At 66.2% G+C, this 20,361-nt stretch carries 21 protein-coding genes; 15 read left to right on the forward strand and 6 right to left on the reverse strand.

Annotated elements, in window-relative coordinates; all coding sequences use genetic code 11:
• Positions 1–516, reverse strand: a 516-nt coding sequence (locus Q0A15_RS12790; protein WP_291279912.1) for an SLC13 family permease, incomplete at its 3' end; no start/stop codon positions are given.
• A 104-nt stretch (positions 517–620) separates the two neighbouring features.
• Between Q0A15_RS12790 and Q0A15_RS12795 the strand changes: the two genes are divergently transcribed.
• The 9 genes from Q0A15_RS12795 to Q0A15_RS12835 all read left to right on the forward strand — a co-directional run bounded on the left by Q0A15_RS12795 (position 621) and on the right by Q0A15_RS12835 (position 8,038).
• On the forward strand, positions 621–1,640 hold the full coding sequence (locus Q0A15_RS12795) for an LLM class flavin-dependent oxidoreductase (RefSeq protein WP_291279913.1): 1,020 nt from the start codon (positions 621–623) through the stop codon (positions 1,638–1,640).
• Between the two features lie 210 nt (positions 1,641–1,850).
• Positions 1,851–2,417, forward strand: coding sequence for a hypothetical protein (locus Q0A15_RS12800; RefSeq protein ID WP_291279914.1), 567 nt, complete (start codon positions 1,851–1,853; stop codon positions 2,415–2,417).
• A 312-nt stretch (positions 2,418–2,729) separates the two neighbouring features.
• Positions 2,730–3,158 carry a universal stress protein gene (locus tag Q0A15_RS12805; RefSeq protein WP_291279915.1) on the forward strand — a complete coding sequence of 143 codons (429 nt, stop codon included), beginning with the start codon at positions 2,730–2,732 and terminating at the stop codon, positions 3,156–3,158.
• A 6-nt stretch (positions 3,159–3,164) separates the two neighbouring features.
• Positions 3,165–4,055: a LysR family transcriptional regulator substrate-binding protein gene (locus tag Q0A15_RS12810; RefSeq protein ID WP_291279916.1), complete on the forward strand. Its 891-nt coding sequence runs from the start codon at positions 3,165–3,167 to the stop codon at positions 4,053–4,055.
• Positions 3,970–4,695 (forward strand): FadR/GntR family transcriptional regulator, encoded by a 726-nt coding sequence (locus Q0A15_RS12815; protein ID WP_291279917.1) that lies wholly within the window; start codon positions 3,970–3,972, stop codon positions 4,693–4,695. The genes Q0A15_RS12810 and Q0A15_RS12815 overlap by 86 nt, the downstream gene beginning before the upstream one ends.
• Positions 4,696–4,853: 158 nt before the next feature.
• The gene (locus Q0A15_RS12820) at positions 4,854–5,663 is read left to right on the forward strand and encodes an enoyl-CoA hydratase-related protein (protein WP_291279918.1); all 810 of its coding nucleotides are present in this window, start codon (positions 4,854–4,856) and stop codon (positions 5,661–5,663) included.
• A gap of 39 nt (positions 5,664–5,702) precedes the next feature.
• Entirely contained in the window at positions 5,703–6,284 is a 582-nt protein-coding gene (locus Q0A15_RS12825; protein ID WP_291279919.1) for an NUDIX domain-containing protein, read from the forward strand.
• 36 nt (positions 6,285–6,320) lie between these two features.
• Positions 6,321–7,247 carry a carbohydrate kinase gene (locus Q0A15_RS12830; protein WP_291279920.1) on the forward strand — a complete coding sequence of 309 codons (927 nt, stop codon included), beginning with the start codon at positions 6,321–6,323 and terminating at the stop codon, positions 7,245–7,247.
• Positions 7,244–8,038, forward strand: coding sequence for an HAD-IIB family hydrolase (locus Q0A15_RS12835; protein WP_291279921.1), 795 nt, complete (start codon positions 7,244–7,246; stop codon positions 8,036–8,038). The genes Q0A15_RS12830 and Q0A15_RS12835 overlap by 4 nt, the downstream gene beginning before the upstream one ends.
• A gap of 14 nt (positions 8,039–8,052) precedes the next feature.
• Here the strand turns inward: Q0A15_RS12835 and Q0A15_RS12840 are convergent, their stop codons facing one another.
• Together Q0A15_RS12840 and Q0A15_RS12845 are read right to left on the reverse strand one after the other, a co-directional pair.
• Positions 8,053–9,081 carry a hypothetical protein gene (locus Q0A15_RS12840; RefSeq protein WP_291279922.1) on the reverse strand — a complete coding sequence of 343 codons (1,029 nt, stop codon included), beginning with the start codon at positions 9,079–9,081 and terminating at the stop codon, positions 8,053–8,055.
• Positions 9,082–9,141: 60 nt separating this feature from the next.
• Entirely contained in the window at positions 9,142–10,473 is a 1,332-nt protein-coding gene (locus Q0A15_RS12845) for a solute carrier family 23 protein (protein ID WP_291279923.1), read from the reverse strand.
• A gap of 212 nt (positions 10,474–10,685) precedes the next feature.
• On the opposite strand from Q0A15_RS12845, the gene Q0A15_RS12850 reads away from it, so the two are divergent.
• Positions 10,686–12,125 (forward strand): aldehyde dehydrogenase family protein, encoded by a 1,440-nt coding sequence (locus Q0A15_RS12850; protein ID WP_291279924.1) that lies wholly within the window; start codon positions 10,686–10,688, stop codon positions 12,123–12,125.
• Positions 12,126–12,445: 320 nt separating this feature from the next.
• Complete coding sequence (locus Q0A15_RS12855; RefSeq protein ID WP_291279925.1) at positions 12,446–13,024, forward strand: NADPH-dependent FMN reductase; 579 nt, start codon at positions 12,446–12,448, stop codon at positions 13,022–13,024.
• A gap of 72 nt (positions 13,025–13,096) precedes the next feature.
• Here Q0A15_RS12855 and Q0A15_RS12860 read toward each other — a convergent pair whose 3' ends face one another.
• Positions 13,097–14,521, reverse strand: a complete 1,425-nt coding sequence (locus tag Q0A15_RS12860) for an amidase (protein WP_291279926.1) — start codon at positions 14,519–14,521, stop codon at positions 13,097–13,099.
• 257 nt (positions 14,522–14,778) lie between these two features.
• Here Q0A15_RS12860 and Q0A15_RS12865 point away from each other — a divergent pair, with 257 nt between their 5' ends.
• Complete coding sequence (locus Q0A15_RS12865) at positions 14,779–15,105, forward strand: rhodanese-like domain-containing protein (protein WP_291279927.1); 327 nt, start codon at positions 14,779–14,781, stop codon at positions 15,103–15,105.
• On the forward strand, positions 15,102–16,037 hold the full coding sequence (gene pheA, locus Q0A15_RS12870) for a prephenate dehydratase (RefSeq protein WP_291279928.1): 936 nt from the start codon (positions 15,102–15,104) through the stop codon (positions 16,035–16,037). Before Q0A15_RS12865 ends, pheA begins: the two co-directional genes overlap by 4 nt.
• Positions 16,038–16,121: 84 nt before the next feature.
• Here the strand turns inward: pheA and Q0A15_RS12875 are convergent, their stop codons facing one another.
• Complete coding sequence (locus Q0A15_RS12875) at positions 16,122–17,201, reverse strand: diacylglycerol kinase family protein (protein WP_291279929.1); 1,080 nt, start codon at positions 17,199–17,201, stop codon at positions 16,122–16,124.
• Positions 17,202–17,431: 230 nt separating this feature from the next.
• Here Q0A15_RS12875 and serS point away from each other — a divergent pair, with 230 nt between their 5' ends.
• Positions 17,432–18,703 (forward strand): serine--tRNA ligase, encoded by a 1,272-nt coding sequence (serS, locus tag Q0A15_RS12880; protein WP_291279930.1) that lies wholly within the window; start codon positions 17,432–17,434, stop codon positions 18,701–18,703.
• Positions 18,704–18,791: 88 nt separating this feature from the next.
• Here the strand turns inward: serS and Q0A15_RS12885 are convergent, their stop codons facing one another.
• Complete coding sequence (locus Q0A15_RS12885) at positions 18,792–19,001, reverse strand: CsbD family protein (protein WP_291279931.1); 210 nt, start codon at positions 18,999–19,001, stop codon at positions 18,792–18,794.
• Positions 19,002–19,277: 276 nt separating this feature from the next.
• On the opposite strand from Q0A15_RS12885, the gene Q0A15_RS12890 reads away from it, so the two are divergent.
• The gene (locus Q0A15_RS12890) at positions 19,278–20,147 is read left to right on the forward strand and encodes an HAD family hydrolase (RefSeq protein WP_291279932.1); all 870 of its coding nucleotides are present in this window, start codon (positions 19,278–19,280) and stop codon (positions 20,145–20,147) included.
• The last annotated feature ends 214 nt before the right edge of the window (positions 20,148–20,361 follow it).

A 20,361-nucleotide genomic window follows, 5' to 3' on the forward strand; every position in this document is an offset into this window, starting at 1 on the left:
GACCAGGAGGGAATCCGGGGCGGAGGCCGGCGCGGGGATCCGATAGCGGCCGCGCAACAGACCTGGCCAGAACGCCACGATGACCACCAGTGTCACCACGGACGCGGTCGCTGCGACCGGCCAGGTGTGGGAGGCAAAGGAACCCGCCAGCGGCGAGTCGGAGCCGGTGCTCAGCAGATTCGTCAAATTGGAAACCGGTAGGAGCAGCGACCCGGTGTTCGCCAACCACACACAGGTCACGGCGAACGGGAAGGGATCCCGGCCGGCCCTCTTGGCCATGGAGATCGCCACAGGGGCCATCAACACGGCCGTGGTGTCCAGGCTCAGCACCGCGGTGATCGCCAGGCAACCGATGGCCAGGCCCAACCACAACAACCAAGCGCGTCCCCTCGCCGCGACGAGGAGTCCCCGGCCCACCACATCGAAGAGTCCGCAGCGATCGCAAACCTCCGAGACCAGGGCAATGGCCAGTAAGAACACGAGCACAGGCAACACCTGGGCCAAGAAGGGGAGCACGAATACACAGTAGTGGTTGGACGGACGGCTGCGGGCCCGTGCGGATGACGCAATGAGGCTGCGCTTTTCGGACGGTGGTGAAGGCCGGACTAGCGTGGCTGACCATGAGCCCTCAAAGCACCACACCGGACCTCGGATTCCTGCACATCGTCCCGTTCTCGGGAGATCGGCCGGCGGACGGGCTCCGCGACGCGGTAGATCTCTTTCGGCATGCGGAGGAACTCGGCCTCGACTCCGGATGGGTGCGCACTCGCCACCTGCAATACGGTGCTCCCGCCCCTGCGGTCATGCTCACCGCGCTCGCCGCGGCCACGACCCGGATGGAACTGGGCAACGCAGTCATACCGCTCGAGTTCGAGAACCCCTTCCACTTCGCCGAGGAGATGGGGGTCGCCGACCTCCTCTCAGGAGGGCGACTGCGGCCCGGCGTGAGCGTTCACCCTCCCCGTTTCGAGGGGGAGACCGCCGATCTGGTGTTCGGTGAGGGGCACGAGCAACAGGACTACTCGTATCAACGCATCCTCACCACCTTGGACCTGCTGCGCGGTCGCAAGGTGAGGGAGGTGGGCGAGTACGGAGGGTTCGGCGGCGACCTGGACTCCGAGACCGTGCAGCCGCTGAGCCCGGGGTTGGCCGATCGTTTCAGTTACGGCGCGGGGTCTCTGCGGTCCGCGACCTGGGCAGGGGCCAACGGGCTCGGGCTACTGACCTCCAATATCTCCAGCACCGAGAACGGCGTCAGGGATTTCGATCAGGCCGTGGCGAACCAGATCGCGGCTTACAGGCAGGCGCGTGCCGCATCCGATCATTCCGGACCGGGCCGTGCAGCCATGGCGCGTGTGGTCATCCCCACCGACGGGGCCTCCACCGAACAGCTTTCGCGCTGGCAGGAGTACGTGGAACGTCGCACGCCCCGGACCAAGAAGATCATGGGGGAGAAAACCATCATCGGTCCCGACCTGATCGGGACCTCCGAGCAGATCGCGGAAACGCTGCTCACCAACCCGGGCTTCGCGCTTGCCGACGAGGTCATCTTCGAGCTGCCCTTCGAACTGCCGCCGGAGGACTGGCGGCAGTTGCTGGACGTGCTGGCAGGGTCGGTGAGGCCGTTGTTGACGCGCTAGCCGACAGACAGCAGAGGTGCTGCTGGTTGGTCGCCTACTGTGAAATGCGGGTGAACGAAGCGCATGGAGCGATGAAACAATCTGGTCTCGTCTGCGTACGGACACGGTTACTCGAACCGGTATCGGATACGCTGTTAGTCCTGAGCCGTCATGGACTGCGGCTTTCGCCCTTGAGACACCTTTGAGAACCGACTGGAAAGTGAGCCCGTCATGGCCATGACCTTCCGCAAGATTTCCCCCGCCCTGGCTGTGCTCAGCATCGCTGCCCTCTCCCTCACCGCGTGCGGTGGCGACAAGAAGGAAGCCGACGCACCCAAGAAGGAAGAGACTTCGTCTTCTGCTCCCGCCCCCGAGGAGACCACTCCGGCGGCAGAGGAAGAGACCAGCGAGCCCGCAACGGAAGAGACCAGCGAACCCGCAACGGACGAGAGCACCGCGGCCGGCGAGCCGGCTAACGACAAGGAAGCCTGCACCGCTGTGGTGAACACCCTGCAGAACAGCACCTCCGCGCTGTCCGGCCTGGGCTCCGACCCGAAGGCTGCACTGGATGCTCTCAACAAGGTGGCCTCGGACGTGCGTGCAGACGCAGACAAGATCCAGGGTCCGGAGAACAAGGCAGCCGCCGACGTGATCGCCAAGTTCTTCGAGGACATTGCCGCCGCGGCCAAGAGCGGCGATGCATCGAAGATCAGCGAGCTCTCCTCGGAGATCTCCGACTCCGACTCCGACTACATGAATGCAGCCAAGAAGCTCGGCATGTGCATGAGCGGCATGTGATCTGACTCGAGGCGCTGGTACCCAGCACCCCCGACGTCGTTGCGTGTGGGCCGGCTCCATTCATTCCTGCTCTGGTCGAGTGCCTTCCGCCGCGTTTCGGAGCCGATCTTCCACTCAGGACACTCGAAGTTGGCTGCGCGCCATGGGTGGACGCCCTGCCGCACATGCAAAGGCAATGCGCACCACGTGGCTCGGTGAGCGCTACCACTGCCCAAGGTGGGGTGATGACGTTAGACTCATCACTAGATTGATCATTGAACTCGAATTTTCACCACGCGGTGCATGGGCATCGCTTTTTCCGGAAGGGAACTGATGAGCACCTACATCGTCGGCGTTGATGGATCCGATACCGCTTACAAGGCTGCCGAGCGCGCCGCTGAACTCGCTGAGAAGACCGGGGACAAGCTGGTTGTTCTCTCCGCTCACTCGAAGGACAACACCGAGGTCGTCACCATCGGCTCGGATACGTGGATCCTGGACGACTCCGATCAGGCCGGTCGCCTGGCAGAGCGCATCTCCTCCCGCCTGCGCGAGGACCACCCCAACGCCATCGTGACCTCGGGTGCCATCTTCGGCAAGCCGGTCGATGCGCTGATCAACGCGGCCAAGGACCACGACGCTCAGGTCATCTTCGTGGGCAACGTCGGCACCCGCGGCCTGGGTCGCGTGCTCGGTTCTGTCGCCACCGGCGTCATCCACAATGCAGAGTGCGACGTGTACGTGGTTCGTACCGCCGACTGATCGCTCGTGGGTCATCTGGACGTGGCCTACGTACCCGGAGTGATGCCGGGGAAGTGGGTCGGTCGATTCCGGGAGACGCACCAGCAGGACACGCTTGACGCCCGGCCGCTGAGGGAGGGGGAGAACCCCCTCGATGAACTCACGGCCGGGCGCGCGCGTCTGGTGCTGCTGCGTTTCCATGAGGGCTCCTCACCTGCGAGCCCTCGTTTGCATGTCATCCCGCTCTACACCGAGCGACCCGTGATCGTGGCTCCACGGGACCATGACGCGGAGTATCACGACGAGGACGCCGTCATTCCTGCCGATGCGGCCGAGTCGTGGCCGCGGTTGAACCCGGCCGACTACCCGCCCGCAGTGGGAGGTACGGCCATGATGGTCGAGGTCCTCGCCGCCGGCGGTTCCTCGGTGGCCGTGCTGCCTCAGTCTCTGGCCCGCCTGCACGCTCGCAAGGACACGGTCACCCGTTTCGTGGACGGCGAGCCTGCCACCGTGGTGGGACTGGCCTGGCCGCGGTTGGACCCCACCCTGCCGGACGTGGAACAGCCGCTGGCCGTCGCCGCGCAGGACGACCCACTGGTGGAGGAGTTCATCGGTGTGGTCCGTGGACGTAGGGCAGGAAGTTCCAGGCAGCCTTCCGTCCGTGAACAAGAACAGGCGTCGCGTAAGGAACGGTTGGCCGGACGGGGGAAACCCAAGGGCGCCAAGGGCGTTTCGGGGAAGGGCTCCTCAAACCAGGGTGCGGCCGGAAGCAAGGGGAAGTCCGGGCAGGCCAAGGCCGGTTCCTCCGGGAAGCAAGGCAAGGAGAGCAAACATGGTGACGGCAGCCGCCGTGCTCCAGGACCACGTCGTGGAACAGCTGGGACGCGAAATCGTCGACGAGGTGGTCCACGCCGGTGACAGCTACACGTTGGAGCAGATACAGCATCGCTTCAACGTGTCCAGGACCGTGGCGCGCGACGCCATGCGCTCCCTGGAGTCCTTGGGCCTTGTCATGGGGCGCAGACGAGTCGGTTTGCAGGTCCTTGACCGTAGCGAATGGAATGTGAACCACCCTCGGGTGATCCGTTTGCGGCTGAAGGGGCCGGGGCGCACTCATCAGTATCGTGAATTGGCGGAACTGCGTGTGGCCATAGAACCGTACGCGGCGCGCCTTGCGGCGTTGCGAGCAGACGACGAGCAGCGCCAGCGACTGAGGCTCCTGGCTCAGGACATGAAGGACGCAGGTGCGGCGGGGGACCTGACCAGATTCCTTCACCTCGACGCCGAACTGCACTCACTCCTCCTGGCGGCCTGTCACAACTCGCATTTCGGCACCATGGAACCTGTGGTTCAGGCCGTTCTGGCCGGGCGTTCCGGTGGCGGCGTCCTTCCGTTCTCGGCGGCCACTGCGGCCGTCGCGGATCACGTCCGCTTGGCGTTCGCCGTGGCCGACGGAGACGCCGACGCGGCCGAGGGCGCGTCACGCGCCGTCGTGGCCGAGGTCAAGAACTCGTTGGAGACGGGCTTCGACCCGGAGGGTTCCACCCCCGGCCCGTGAGCGGTTGTCTGCCAGATGATGGGCGGACCCTGCGCTCCGGTGGATCTTTCGTTCTGGTGGACCCTGCGCTCTGGCATGCTGGAGTAGAACCCACCCCGGGTCGGTTCGAGCCGCATCAAGGCGGCCTGGCAGGGGTTGGTCGCGAGGAGGAGGCCCGCATGCAGCTGCCCCAGTACGACACTTTGTTGACTGAGATCCAGGGTCCGGCCCTGGTGGTCACCATCAATCGGCCGAAGGCCTTGAACGCGCTATCGCAGGCCGTGGTCGCGGATCTCACCGATCTGACTCGGAGGCTGTCGGAGTCAGGACGTGACGGCGACTGGCCGGTGCGAGGCGTCGTCCTCACCGGAGCCGGGGAAAAGTCCTTCGTGGCCGGCGCAGACATCGTGGAGATGAACTCCATGGATGCGGCATGCGCCGTGGAGTACGGACGTTCCATGCATCGTGTCACCCAGACGCTGGAGGCTCTGCCGGTGCCCGTGATCGCGGCCGTGAACGGTTTCGCACTGGGTGGGGGCTGCGAATTGGCGCTGGCGTGTGACTTCATCCTGGCGTCCGCGTCCGCCCGATTCGGTCAGCCTGAGGTGAGCCTGGGGCTGGTCCCCGGCTTCGGGGGTTCCGTGCGGCTGCCTCGGCGGGTGTCCCCAGGACTGGCACGGGAACTCATCCTCACCGGACGGCAGGTCAAGGCCGACGAAGCGGTGCGGATCGGGCTCGTGAACTCCGTCCATGAGGACAAGGCCGCCTTGCTCGCCGCGGCATTGGCCACCGTCGAGGGCATTGCATCTCATTCACCCACCGCAGTGGCCAATGCCAAGACCGCGATGGAGGCCATGGTGGGCCTCAACACCGCCGATGCGCTCGAGGTGGAGGCGGAGTCCTTCCGTACGGCCTTCCTGTCCGAGGATTCGGTGGAAGGTCGTTCCGCCTTCGTCGAAAAGCGACGCCCGCACTTTCCCGGACGATGAGCCGGACGAACGATCCCGACCGAGCTTGAGGAGTAGATCGTGACTCGCGAGGAATCGCCGGCACAGACCTTGGAGACATGGTCACCGCAGCACGCTGTGGACAGAGCGCTGTGGTCCGAGTACGTCAGCTTTGCGCAGAACGCGGACCACGCCTTCCGTGAGCTCTCCGTGGAGCAACACCTGACGTCCAGTGCCTTCGTGTTCGATGCCGAGCTCGAGAACATCCTGCTCTGCTTCCATGGCAAGGGACGCTTCTGGGTTCAGTTCGGCGGGCACATCGAGACCTCCGACGCCTCTCTGGCCGCCGCCGCCCAACGCGAGGGTCTGGAAGAGAGCGGGCTGACGGAACTGACCCCGCTGCTCAGCACCCCGGTGGACCTCGACCGACATTCCCTGTCCCAGAGTTTCGGCACCTGCCGGGTGCACTGGGACGTGGGTTATGCCTTCACCGCGGACCGGGCCGCTTCCCTGCAGGTCAGCGACGAGAGCGAGTCAGTGGCGTGGTGGCCCCTGGGCGGACTACCGGAAGGCTGCGTCCAGGGGCTGGCCGAGCGCATCGATCGGGTTGTGGACACCGTGCGCAAGCACCGTTCCGATCACGTCGAAGGGCGCTCACACTAGAATCGAGGTTCGAGGACGAGTGCTCAAGGAGGGTCCATGTTCCTGGTGGTCGGTGAGGCTGTGCTGGATGTCGTGGCCGGAGGCGTGGAACCGCCGAGTTCCCACGTGGGCGGAAGCCCACTCAACGTGGCCGTGGGCCTGGCCCGTTTGGGTCTCCCCGTCACCCTCGTGACTCGCTACGGTACCGATCCGGCAGGGGATCAGGTGCATGCCAGGCTGCAAGCAGAAGGTATCGCGGAGGTGGTGCCTCGCGACCAGCTGCCCACCTCCGCAGCTCACGGTGTCCTGGACCCTGCAGGCGCGGCCGACTACGACTTCGACCAGGTGGAATGGGACTTGTCAGGGTTCTCCGGGGAAATCGCACACGAGGCGGTTGAGGCAGCCCACGTGGTCCACGCCGGCTCCTTGGCCAGTGTGTTGGAGCCTGGTGCAGAGACCGTGCTGCACATCGTCGAAGATGCGCGCCCCCACGCCAGCGTCAGCTTCGACCCCAACGTCCGTCCGCGACTGAACCCAGACAGGGCCGCCGCCCGCGAGAACGTGGAGCGCTACGTGCGGCTTGCGGACGTTGTGCGCGCCTCCGAATCCGACCTGTCCTGGCTCTACCCGGATCGCAGGGCGGAACGCACCGCGACCGAATGGATGGAGATGGGACCGTCCTTGGTGGTGGTCAGCTCCGGCTCCGGGGAGATCGTGGGCTACACCCGCCAAGGTGTGGCACGCGTTGCCGCACTGCAGACCGACGTGGAGGACAGCGTAGGCGCGGGAGACTCTGCGATGGCGGCCATTCTTGCCGCGCTCGAGGAGCGCAGCCTTCTGGGCCCGGACCGCCGCGACCAATTGAAGGGGATATCGGTGGCCACCGTGCGCGAAGTGTTGGACTTCGCGGCCAGAGCGGCCGCAATCACCGTGTCAAGGTCCGGCCCCAACCCGCCCACGCGCAAGGAGCTGGACGTCCGGTGAGACTCATCGCCACAGACCTTGATGGCACCATTCTGCGCCCGGACGGGACCGTCTCGGAGGCCACACGCAACGCCTTCCGGGCCGCTCGAGAGGCCGGGGTCGTGGTGCTACCCGTGACAGGGAGGCCCACTCGCTGGCTCGGCGTGATCCGGGAAGGTCTGGGCGAACTCGGCACGGTCATCTGCTCCAACGGGGCCATTCTTTACGACGATCCGACCTCCGAGGTGCTGGAATCCACGGTGCTTGATGTCGACGTGCTGCAGCAGGCGCAGGAGGTGGTGCGGTCCATAGCCCCGGACGCGGTGTTCGCGGCAGAGACCGTGACTGGGCTGCACCTTGAGCCAGGGTTCGCGACGGACACCGCTGCGCGTGAGGGGGTCACGGAGGCCGCCTTCGATGCTCGGCGACTTGCGGACGAGGGCGTGGTGAAGTTCCTGGCCAAGCGGCCATCCGGATCCGCCGTTTCCTTTCACGACCTCGTTGCCCCGACGCTGAGTCCCCTGCTGGCCCTGACGCATTCGGTTCCGGGGATTCCACTGCTGGAGATGGCCGCACTGGGTGTCGACAAGGCCGTGACCCTGGCCAGGTATGCACAATCGCTTGGGGTCAGCCAGGACGACGTGGTGGCCTTCGGAGACATGCCCAATGACATCGGCATGCTCAGCTGGGCCGGAATCGGCTATGCGGTGGGCCGCGATCAGCCGTTGGTGGCCGCTGCGGCGGACCAGGTGATCGGCCCGGTGGGTGAGGACTCCGTCGCCGCGACCATCATGCAACTGCTGGCCCGGTGACCGGACGGTTCGGATCAGTGCCGACGTTTGGGAGCCTGAGTCGGCATGCGCAGGGCGTCTCGTAGCAGCATGAACGCTTGTGGGGCCGCTGCCACCTGGTCCTCCGGCTCCGCGGCCAGCAGTAGGTCCATCAGGTCTTGGTGCTGCTGCAGTGCCGCCAGTGATTCGGCAGGGCCAAACAGGCCGGCGAGCTGGTCCGCATTCCCATAGGACGCGAAACCAGCCACATATGCTTCCATGGCCGCCGCGAGTTCCACCTCTGTGGATCGCACGCTCAGTTCGTTGAACAGCGGTGCCACCCAGCTGAACGGATGCGACCACCGTGCCATGCCCCAACCCAGGAAGGCCACGGGCGAGCGCCTCGAACGAGGAATCAGCACATCAGAGAGAGACAACGCAGACGGGACCAGCGTCTCCGGGATCCCCGCGGATGCCAACCGGGCTCCGGACTCCGAGGCCTGAGGGACACGTTTCATCAGCTGCTGCGCGTCGGCACCCATCAAAGCCAGCGGATGCTCCGCAGGCAGCGAGGAGTGGCGTTCCACCGCCTCTGCCAGATGGAATTCCATGTCACCAGGGAGCAGCCCTGCCAGTAGGCCGGCCCCGGTGAGCTCATCCGCTATGCCACTCAGCGCCAGCTGCGTTTCCGTGGCGCCGGTCATCACCCGAGGTGTGAGGGTCGGAGACGTGTCTCCGCGTCGGCGTGCGGTATGGGTCAGATCAGCCAGGCTCTGGCCGGTGCCGGGGGAGAGGATCCAGCCCTCTTCAGGTTCCACCGCCAAGGGCTCAACAACATGCCCCTGCGCGTGTGGGGCGATCAGCGAGACAAGATCCGCCTCGGTGGCGCGGATCGGGGCGGGGACCTTGAGGTACACGGAGCCGGCCTGAGTCGCGGCGGTGAAGACCACGGAGGACAGGCCACGGCTGTGTAGGGTCAGGCCGCCGGTGCGTTCCACGCCGTAGGTCGTCAGGACATGGGACACCCAGGCATCGACCTGATCGACCCAGGTCTGAGACTCCCACTGCCGAACCCACTGCGCCATGATCTCCCTATCCTAGCGACCGACCCTGAAGGGTCCACAGGGTGGACCCGCATCGGGGACTCAGGACGACGCCGGTTCTCCCCCGCGCAACCGGGTGATGCCGCGCATCAGGTGGTAGACCACCAACGTCACCGCGGAGCCCAGTGCGATGCCGCCGATCTCCAGATCCCCGATGTGAAGCGCCGCATCCCCACTGGTCACGGCAATCGCGGTGATCAGGCCGGCGCCGGCGGTCATGAGGTTCGTGGTGTCGGAGAAGTTCACATGGTTCTCCACCCACAATCGGGCACCCATGATGCCGATCATTCCGTAGAGAACGATCCCTGCCCCACCCAGCACACCGGCCGGAATGGAGCCGACGAACGCACCGAACTTCGGGAGGAACGCCAGGAGGGCGGCACAGATACCCGCCACCCAGTACGCGGCGGTGGAGTACACGCGGGAGGAGGCCATCACGCCGATGTTCTCGGCGTAGGTGGTGGTTCCCGAACCACCGCCGACGCCCGCGACCATGGAGGCAACGCCGTCGGCCATCAGGGCCCGGCCGTTGTACGCATCGAGATTCCGGCCGGTCATGAGACCCACCGTGCGCACGTGTCCCACGTTCTCTGCGACCAGGACGAAGACCACCGGCAGGAAGAGGACCCAGGTTTCCGGGTGGAACTCCGGGGTGTGGAAGGGCGGCAGGCCGATCCAGTCGGCTGCCTGCAGGGCGGAGAAGTCCACCTGACCCTGCGCCAACGCCACCAGGTACCCGATGACGATGCCGAGCAGGATGGACAGCCGGCCAAGGAGCCCACGGAAGAGCACGGAACAGATCACCACGGCCGCCAACGTGGAGAACGTGGTCAGCGGGACCTGCTGCATGGGCGCAAGGGTGGAGGAGGCCAGGTTCAGGCCGATCAGCGCCACGATGGTGCCCATCACCACCGGAGGCATGAGCGCGTGGATCCAGCCCGTCCCGGTGAACTGCACCACGAGGCCGACGATGAACAGTGCGGCACTCGCGATGACGATGCCGCCCAAGGCTCCGCCGATCCCGTGCGAGGCCATGGCCCCGCCCACCGGTGCGATGAAGGCGAAGGAGGAACCCAGGTAGGACGGGATGCGGTTGGCCGTGATGATCAGGAACAGCAGCGTCCCGATGCCAGTGAACAGCAGGGTGGTGGTGACCGGGAAGCCGGTCAGGGCGGGAACCAGCACGGTGGAACCGAACATCGCCATGACGTGCTGCACGCCGATACTGATGGTCTGGGGCCAATGCAGTCGCTCGTCGGGGGCGACGACGGCGCCGGGCCGAACCGTGCTGCCGTCGCCGTGAAGGCGCCAGCCCAGGCCTCGCGGTGCTGGTTCTGCTGTGCTCTGTTGCTCTGATTCAGGGGCGGAGGGCATGATCTCTTCTCCTCGCGTCACAGGTGCCACTCGAGAGCAGGCGCGGAACGTACCGCCCAGGTGGCGACCCGCGACGGTGTGCGGTTAATCGATAGAGGGATGACGTGACGACGTTGTCTGTAGGCCAGTCTGCCCTGTCACGACGCGAGTGTCCTTCAATGTGTGGGCAGTTCGAGCGGCATGGGAGGCCGCGCGCCGGTATGTTCTAGGTCATGAAGCCTTCCGAACAGCAGCCAACCACGCCCACCGACCGCGTCCGCCTGGACCCGGCCGGGGCCGCGGCCCGCACGCCGTCAGAGGTCGTGGAGCATCTACGCACCAATACGCGGACTCGGTTGGCTCACTCCAAGCGGTTCAGAGTGAACCAGTTGGAGGCCTTCGATCGCATGCTCACGCAGCATCGTCAGGAGCTCCTGGACGCGCTTCAGGAGGATCTCGGTAAGTCCTCCACCGAGGCGCAGCTGACCGAGCTGGCGATGGTGAACAACGAGCTCGATCACGCCAGGCGCCACCTGGAGGACTGGATGCACACCCGCTCCATTCCCACCCCGTTCGCGCTCTCTCCCGCCACAGCAACCGTCTCCCGGCGGCCGCTCGGGTTGGTCCTGATCATTGCTCCGTGGAACTACCCGGTGAACCTCACCCTGATTCCGCTCGTGGACGCCATCGCCGCGGGCAACGCCGTGGTGCTCAAGCCCTCCGAACTGGCGCCTGCCACGGCCCGGGTCCTGGAGCGGATCGTTCCGCAACACCTGGATCACCGGGCCGTCGCCGTGGTCAACGGCGGTGCCGAGGTCAACGCCGAGTTGTTGCGGCACAAGTTCGACCACATCCTCTACACCGGCGGCGAACGGGTGGGACGCATCGTCTACGAGGCGGCGGCCAAACAACTCACCCCCGTGACGCTGGAACTGGGAGGTAAGTGCCCGGTGGTCGTAGCTGACGGCGACCCCATGGGGATCGCACGCAGGATCGCCTACGGGAAGTTCGCCAACGCCGGACAGACCTGCGTGGCCCCCGACTACGTGCTGGCCGTTGGACCCATGGCCAAGAAGCTCGAGCGCGCCTTCCCCAAGGTCATTCAGGAGTTCTACGGATCTGAACCCAAGGATTCCAAGGACTTCGGGCGCATCATCAATGCTTCCCACGTCAGCCGACTCGAGGGGCTCCTGAGCTCCGGACGGACGCTTGCGGGCGGCCAGGTCGATGCGGGGCGCAGATACGTGGCGCCCACCATCCTGACCGACGTCACCGGGGACGACCCTGTCATGCAGGAGGAGATCTTCGGCCCCATCCTGCCGATCATCGCCGTGCCGAGCGTCGACGACGCACTGCGCTTCATCGGCGACCGCCCCGATCCGTTGGCCGCATACATCTTCTCCGAACGCGGTCACACCGTGCGCGCCTTCGAGGACGGCGTCCGGGCCGGGGCCGTGGGCGTGAACCAGACGATCCTGCACCTGGCCGTGCCCGAACTCCCGTTCGGCGGGGTGGGTGCCTCCGGTATCGGCGCCTATCACGGGCGAGCCGGCTTCGAGACCTTCTCCCAGGCACGGCCCACCCTGTCCAAGAACATCCGTCTCGACACGCTCAAGGCCCTCTACCCGCCGTACGGGGCGGCGAAGTCCGCAGTGCTGCGCAAGCTCGTGTAAGTAGCGTGCCCGGGATTCCTGGTGCCCATGCCCTCACCCGCCAGACTCACCCTCACTCACCCGCGCCCACCAGGTCTCAGGTTCCAAGTTCGGCTCGATTCCTTGAAACCGCCGCCGATTTGGCCCGATCTCGCTGAAGTTGAGAATCCGACTGAAGTTACGTCCCGCTCGAGGTAGGTGCGGACGCGGGCGTCGCGTGGGTGCTGCCGTCGGTATCAATGTGCGACGTCGTGTGACGGACCGGGCTGCGCCCGCCACCTCCGCGGTGGCAGGGTGGGGAACAACAAATTAGATGAAGACTCAAGAAAGGCGTGCGTCGAATGACCACCACCGTCCTCACCCTGGTCGGCTCCATCCGTAATGACTCAACCAATCTCAAGCTGGCTCACGCGCTCGCCGAGCTGGCGCCAGAGGATATCGACGTGAAGGTCGTGTCCGGCAAGGAACTCGCTGAGCTTGCCTTCTACGACGAGGACATCGAGAACGCCGGGGCAGCACCGCAGAATGTCGCGGATCTGCGCGAGGCTGCGGGTGCGGCCGATGCGCTGCTCATCGTCACGCCCGAGTACAACGGCACCTTGCCTGCCGTGGTGAAGAACGCCGTGGACTGGCTCTCCCGTCCCTTCGGCTCCGGGGCTCTGAAGGGGCTTCCGGCCGCCGTGGTCGGAACGTCGATGGGTCAGTACGGCGGCGTCTGGGCGCACGATCACGGCCGTCTTTCCCTGCAGATCGCGGGGGCGGAGGTCGTGGATCAGCCCCGGCTGGAGCTGGGCCACGTGCACAAGCGCTTCGCTGACCAGGAGCCCGTGGATGACGTGGAGGTTCGCGAGTCGGGCGTGGGCGTCCTCAAGGCGCTGGCCGAGGCTGCGCAGAACGCTCGGGTGGCCGTGGCCGGCTGAAATGGTATGCCCGAGGGGCGGGTTCCGGCGCTACTGGAGCCCGCCCCTCGGCGTATTCGCTCAGGAGAGCGGTCAGCTCGCGGCGCGCTGGAGCACCGCCGCCAGGCTCAGCAACTGCACCTCGGCGCCCCGGCGTCCGATCATTTGCACGGACATGGAGAAGCCGTCAGGCGTCCACCACACCGGCACGGTGACGGCGGGCAGCCCGGAGACGTTCACCATGGAGGTGTAGGGCGTGTAGTGACACTGCAGTTCGTAGTCGTTCTCTGCGTCGCCCTCGAAGTAGTAGCCAATGGGGCGCGGCGTCTGGGACATGGCGGGCGTCAGCAATACGTCGTACCGCCCCCATGCCTCTCGGAAACCGGCGGCGATCCTGGTCAGTTCGGTGGCGGCAGCACGCTGGGCGTCCCCGCCACGGTGGGTGGCCTCATAGCGGAAGGCCCGGGCCAGTGCGCCCATCTTGGCGACGGCCTCGTCGGTGACTGTGGCCTCGGCGAGGCCGGCGGTCCAGACGGCACGGAAGGCATCCGGGTACCCGCGATCGGGGACCCAATCCGATTCCTCGACGTGTGCGCCGAGTTCTGCCACCAATCGGACTCCGCGATCAAAGGCGGCGCGAGCCTCGGGGGAGAGTTCTGGGTGGATCCATTCGTCGAAGGGGCCGGCGGTGGTCACGCCGACCTCGAGCCCCACGAATGCGTCGCCGCCGTCGAGGGAGTGCTGCACGGCATCCAGGGCGGGCGTGCCCGACGGCGCGTCGGCGTCGTAGCGCAGCCCGTCCAGTAGCAGCGCGGCGTCCGCTGCGCTTCGGCCCAAGGGACCCGTGGTGGCCAGCCGCGGGGCACCCCAGCGGTCGGTGGTGTGGGTGGAACCGTCCGGCCCTAGAACGTCCTCCGGCAGCGTTCCGAGGCCGGTTTTCAAGCCCACCAGGCCACATGCCGAAGCGGGAATACGTACGGAACCGCCGCCGTCGTTCCCGGGGGACAGCGGCAGCATCCCGGAAGCCACGGCCGCTGCGGCGCCGCCGCTGGAACCGCCCGGGCTGGTGGCAGGGTCCAGGGGGTTGCGTGCGGCCGGATGTATGAGGTTCTCGGAATATGTGCTGAGCCCGAACTCCGGGACCGCGGTCTTGCCGATCAGATTCGCACCGGAGGACCGCAGCCGTGCCGCGATCGGTGCATCCTTCGGCGAGACCACATGCGGCACCGCGGCCGTCCCGTACGTGGTCACGAACCCTTGCACCTCCACCAGGTCCTTGAACGCAGTTGGCAATCCGGTCAGCACGGGTACGTCCTCCAGCGTCCCGCGCGTCCGTGCGGACTCCAGGACCCTGTCCGCCTCGGCTGCACGTTCCAGCGCGCCCTCCGGATCCAGCGCAACGAAGGAGTGCAGCTGGGGATTCTTCTCCTCGATCCGATCCAGACAACGCTGCACCAGCTCCACCGAGGAGGTCTCGCCGGCGCGCAGCGCCGTGCGCAAGGCGACGGCGGAGTCCAAGCCGCCATCCACACGTCGGGCAGGGCCATGGGGTACATCGGCTGGGTTCGAGGCGGAAGAGTTCCGATCCGCGGGGCCGGTCACATCAGCAGTAGCCATACGACCTATCCTGGCATCCAGCTGCCCCCGACGCCCACGGGCTCGCGTCTCATGCGGTCAGCGGCTTAAGGTGGATCGCGCGGTCGCAACCAGGCCGCGGCGAACAGACCACCCACCCCGGGCACCACACCGGGGGCCAACAGGACCCAGGAGAGGCCATGAGCGACATCGAGACCGTCAACGTGGACGGAATCCCCGAGGACGGCTTCGTGCTGGACGTGCGTGAGGATTACGAGTTCGAGGCCGGTCACGTTCCCGGCGCCACACATATCCCCATGGCTGAACTCCCCGAGCGTTTCGAGGAACTGGATCCCGACGAGGACGTGTACGTCATCTGCCGCACCGGCGGTCGTAGCGCCCAGGCCAGCCTGTGGCTCACCGCGCAGGGGTACACCGCCATCAACGTGGCGGGCGGATCCGGGGCGTGGATCGATGCGGGCAAGGAGATCGTCTCCGAGAACGGCGAGACGCCGGTGATCAAGTGACCTACACGTTCCTGGGGCCGGCGGGCACCTTCTGCGAATCGGCGCTGCTGACGCTGCCGGACGCGGTCCGTGAGGAGCGCGTCCCCTCCACCTCTGTGGACACCGCGCTCGCGGCCGTGCGTTCCGGCGAGTTCGAGGCTGCCATGGTGCCCATCGAGAACTCCGTCGAGGGCGGCGTCTCGGCGACCCTGGATGCCATCGCCACCGGAGATGCCCTGCAGATCATCGCAGAGGCCGTCATCCCGGTGACGTTCCAGCTCGTGGCCCGCGAAGGCATCACCAGCCTGGACCAGGTCCGCACCATCTCCACCCATTCTCATGCCTGGGCCCAGTGCCGGGGTTGGGCGGAGAAGACCATACCGGGCGTGGAGTTCCTGCCCGCCTCCTCCACGGCCGCCGGAGCCATGGGCCTGCTTGACGCCGAATGCGGCTACGACGCGGCACTGTGCAACCCGCTCGCCGCCGAACTCACCGGCCTGGACGTGCTGGCGGAAGGCGTCGAGGACCATGCCGGGGCCGTCACCCGCTTCGTGCTGGTGCGCAAACCCGGCAAGATCCCGGCCGCCACCGGTTCCGACAAATCAACCGTGGTCATCACGCCCACCGTGGACCACCCGGGCGGGCTGCGTGAGCTGCTTGACCAGTTCGCCACCCGAGGGGTGAACCTGACCCGGATCGAGTCCCGTCCCACGGGCACCAGCCTCGGTCAGTACTTCTTCTCCATGGATCTGGAGGGCCACCTCGGTGAGCCGCGGATCGCGGATGCGTTGGCCGGCGCCCACCGGATCGCTGCAGACGTGCGCTTCCTGGGTTCCTATCCGTCCGCCACACCGCTCTCCTCGCCGGTGCCCGTTCACGCGAGCGCGGAGGCCTATGCGGCCGCGGGCGAGTGGATCCGGCGACTCAAGCACGTGGCCTCGGGCGAGGCCTGAGGAGCTGTTCCCAGGCCCGACGGGTGGTGCCCACTCAGGTGGGCACCACCCGTCGGCCATTCCCGGCGCCTTTGGCGCCATGCGTCAGCGGCGCAGCCAGTGGAAGAAATGCAATCGGAAACGGCCAAGGATCCTGCGCCGAACCCGCTTCACGCGGATCACGGGAGGAAGCTTCTCCAGCTCGGACAACTGAGTGAGCTGAAGCAGCTTGGGGATGATTCCGCTCGGGTCCGAACGGTCGTCCGGGTCCGGAACGCGGACGTTCAGGGCGTGGTGGATGATCGTGGACGTCAACGTGATCGTGGGCCCGATGGGGTCGCCGTCCACCTCCGCCTCCAATGGGTAGAACGGGCGGACCACGATCTCATGCCCCTCGAGGTACTCCACCGTGGGCACACGTCGGGACGGATGGAAGAGGGTCTTGATGGCCACCTGCGTCCAACCGATGAGACCTCGCGGCATGATCAGCACGGCGTTCTGAACGCCGTCGTCCAGCAGGGCGCCAGGGGCGAATTCGATGCCGCCCTGGATGAATCCGGCGTTGGCGAGGAGTGCCGTGCGGACCTTGCGCGTCTCCCAGGCGGAACCGTCCACGCTGAAACGGACCTTGTATCGGTGGTCCAGACCCAGCATCTTGGGTGCGGCCTGGACCGCGTAGGCGAACGGGCCCAACCGCGACTTCAGGTTGTCGTCGATGTTGGTCATCACCTCGGCATCCAGGCCCATGCCGGTGGTGACGAGGCCGATGTGCTCGGTCTCGGAGCCGTCCCGCAACTCCGCTCGGATATTCATGGCATCGATGGGGGCCACGGTGCCGGAGACGGCCACGTTGACGGCCAGCTCCAGGTTCTCCACATCCATGCCGAGGTTGCGGGCCAGGAGGTTGCCTGTACCCAGCGGCAGGATCCCGATCTCCGCTGACGAGCCCTGCCGGATCAGGGTCTCAGCGACCACCCGGACGGTGCCGTCTCCGCCTGCCGCGATGATGGTGGTTGCACCAGCATCGAGGGCGGCCAGGGTCATACCGGCACCGGGATCCTCCGCAGACGTCTCCAGCACCAGGGGCTTCGGGAGACCGGCCTGCGCCAGAGCATTCCCCATCAAAGCCTTGGCCAGGTCGGCATTGGCTTTGGAGGGGTTGATGACGAGGGCGATTCTCGACAAGGGGACGCCTTCCATGGGGATCGGACAACTGCGGGATGCTCCCACCATCCTACGTACTCGCCTCCCCATACCGTCCTGCGGTGCAGCGGTACGTCATGCGGTGCTCAGGCGACATGGACGCCGCAAGATGTGCGTTCACGCCGCACGATGTTCAGGTGTGCGGCGCCCGGTGGTGCAGCGCCGCGCAGTCGAGAGTACGGGCCTGCGTGCGGACGATAGACTTTGGAGTTGTGATCGACCTCAAGGATCTTCAGAATCAGCCCGACGCCTACCGTGCCTCGCAGGTTTCCCGCGGAGCCGACCCGGCACTCGTGGACTCCCTGCTCGCAGCTGACGAGGCACGCCGCACCGCGTTGAGCTCGTTCGAGACCCTCCGCGCGGAGCAGAAGGCCTTCGGCAAGAAGGTGGCGCAGGCCAAGGGTGAGGAAAAGCAGGCCCTGTTGGCGCAGGTGAAGGAGCTCGCAGCCAACGTGAAGGCCGCAGACGCCGCTGCAGACGAGGCCAAGGGGGAGCTGGACCGTTTGGGACGGCTGCTGCCCAACCTCGTGGAGGAGGGTGTTCCGTCGGGCGGTGAGGACGACTTCGTCACCGTGAAGACCGTGGGGACCCCGCGCGACTTCGCAGCAGAGGGCTTCGAGCCCCGCGACCACCTGGAAATCGGTGAACTGCTCGGCGCCATCGACATGCAGCGTGGTGCCAAGGTGTCCGGCTCCCGCTTCTACTTCCTCAAGGGCGTGGGCGTGCGCCTGGAGATGGCTCTGGTGCAGATGGGCATGGACCTGGCCCTGCGCAACGGCTTCACCCCGGTCATCACCCCCACCCTGGTGCGCCCCGAGACCATGCAGGGCACCGGTTTCGACGTGGCCCACGACGACGAGATCTACCGTCTTGAGCGTGACGACCTGTACCTGGTGGGAACGTCCGAGGTGGCCCTTGCGGGTTACCACGCGGACGAGATCCTTGACCTCTCCGACGGACCCATCAAGTACGCCGGCTACTCCTCCTGCTACCGCCGCGAGGCCGGTGCCGCCGGCAAGGACACCCGCGGCATCATCCGCGTTCACCAGTTCAACAAGCTGGAGATGTTCGTCTACTGCGCCCAGGAAGAGGCGCAGGAGATGCACCGCAAGATGCTGGGCTGGGAAGAGGAGATGCTGCAGGCCCTCGGGCTGTCCTATCGAGTCATCGACACCGCCGCAGGCGACCTCGGCATGTCTGCGGCACGCAAGTTCGACTGCGAGGCCTGGGTGCCAACGCAGGAGGCCTTCCGTGAGCTGACCTCCACCTCCAACTGCACCACGTTCCAGGCTCGTCGCCTGAACATCCGCGAGCGTCTTGAGGGCAAGGGCACTCGATCCGTCGCGACGCTGAACGGCACTCTTGCCACCACGCGCTGGCTCGTGGCGATCCTGGAGAACCATCAGAACGCCGACGGTTCCGTGACCGTACCGGAGGCCCTTCGTCCGTACCTGGGTGGCCTCGAGGTTTTGCCGGTGCTCTGACCCGGCTCCGGCCCGCAAATGCAAAGGTGCCCGGCGCCGCCAACGTGGGTTGGCGGCGTCGGGCACCTTTGTCTTTGGGGCTTGAGGGTTACTTGTCGCCCTTGAGGCCGTTGAAGACGCCCTCGACCTTCTCCTTGGCGTCCTGAAGCTTCTCGGAGGCGGAATCCTTTGCCTCGGAGGCTTTGGCCTTCAGCTGCTCTCCGAGGCCCTCGCCCTCGGTGGACTTGTCGCCGGAAACCTTCCCGGCGGCCTCCTTGGCCTTGCCGACGAACTCGTCCTTGGAATTCTCGAAACTCATGTGTTGCCTCCTTCGTCAGGGGCGGCCGTGGTTGGTGTCCCTGGCCGCGCCATCGATTGAAACGGAACTCAACCATAAACGAGGCCCAGGGGTTGTCGGTGGTCCACGCGGTGAACGGTGCGCCAACTTCCACGCTGCACCAAGCGGTTGCACAGGTTGCGCAGGCGAAGGCGCCTTCGCCGTTCATCGCTCGGCCACCGGCTGTGCAGGCGTTCTTCATGATGGGCGCGACGTAGGTCATGGAAACCGTGGGCCAGGTGTGGTGCACTGAAGTGCATGACAATCATCAATGAAACCGGCAACGATGACCGGTCAACCCAGAATCAGCCCATCGATCCGGTCACGACGCCTACCGACCACAAGCTCATTGCACTCGATGTGGACGGCACCATCGTGGATCACGACGGGCACCTCCACCCCGAGGTCCTCTCCGCGGCCCAGGCCGTGGTGGCGGCCGGGCACCAGGTGGTCATCTCCACCGGCCGCAGCATCGGCGCGGCACTGCCCGTGGCCGAGGTCCTCGGCATCGACACCGGGTACATCGTGTGCGCCAACGGCGGCATGACCGTTCGCCTCAACCCAGTTTTCGAGGACGGCTACGAGGTCGTCAACCAGCGGCTCTTCGACCCCGTCCCGGCCCTCCTGGCCGTACGTGACGTTCTTCCTGCTGCGAAGTACGCCGTGGAAACCGCGACCGGCGAGTTCCTCTCCACAGAGCGATTCCAGGACCCGAGCTTCGGGGCGCCGGCACGCGCGGTCCCCTTCGATGACCTGCTGATCTCGGACGCGGTCCGGATGGTCGTCTTCTCGGTGGACGACGACGCGGAGGACTTCGGACGAGCCGTCGAGTCCATCGGACTTCACGGCGTCACCTACTCCGTGGGGTTCACCGCGTGGCTGGACATCGCTGCACGTGGCGTCACCAAGGCTTCTGCGCTCGAGCGCCTGCGGTCCCGGCTGGACATCGACCGTGCAAACACCGTGGCGGTGGGGGACGGCCGCAACGACATCGAGATGTTGGGCTGGGCCCACCGTGGCGTGGCCATGGGACAGGCCCCGGCCGAGGTGAAGCTCGCCGCCGACGAGGTCACAGGAACGGTCGAGGAGCATGGACTCGCAACCGTGCTGACGTCCCTGGTGGCCTGAAACCGGGACTGGCGGGGTAGCCCCCAACGTAACTTCGGCTCGATTCCTATCTTCAGCGAAATCACGACGAATGCGCGGCGGTCTCAACCGGTGGTTGCAACACCTCTACTTGAGGAGCTGCGACCACCGTGTCATCTCGAACCGAAACCGCTGCATTGCGGGCGGAATTCATGGAAGCCTTCGACCGCATTGGTTCTGTCAAGCCGGCGGCCGA

The sequence above is a fragment of the Galactobacter sp. genome (genome assembly GCF_022712295.1).
Taxonomy (GTDB): Bacteria; Actinomycetota; Actinomycetes; order Actinomycetales; family Micrococcaceae; genus Galactobacter.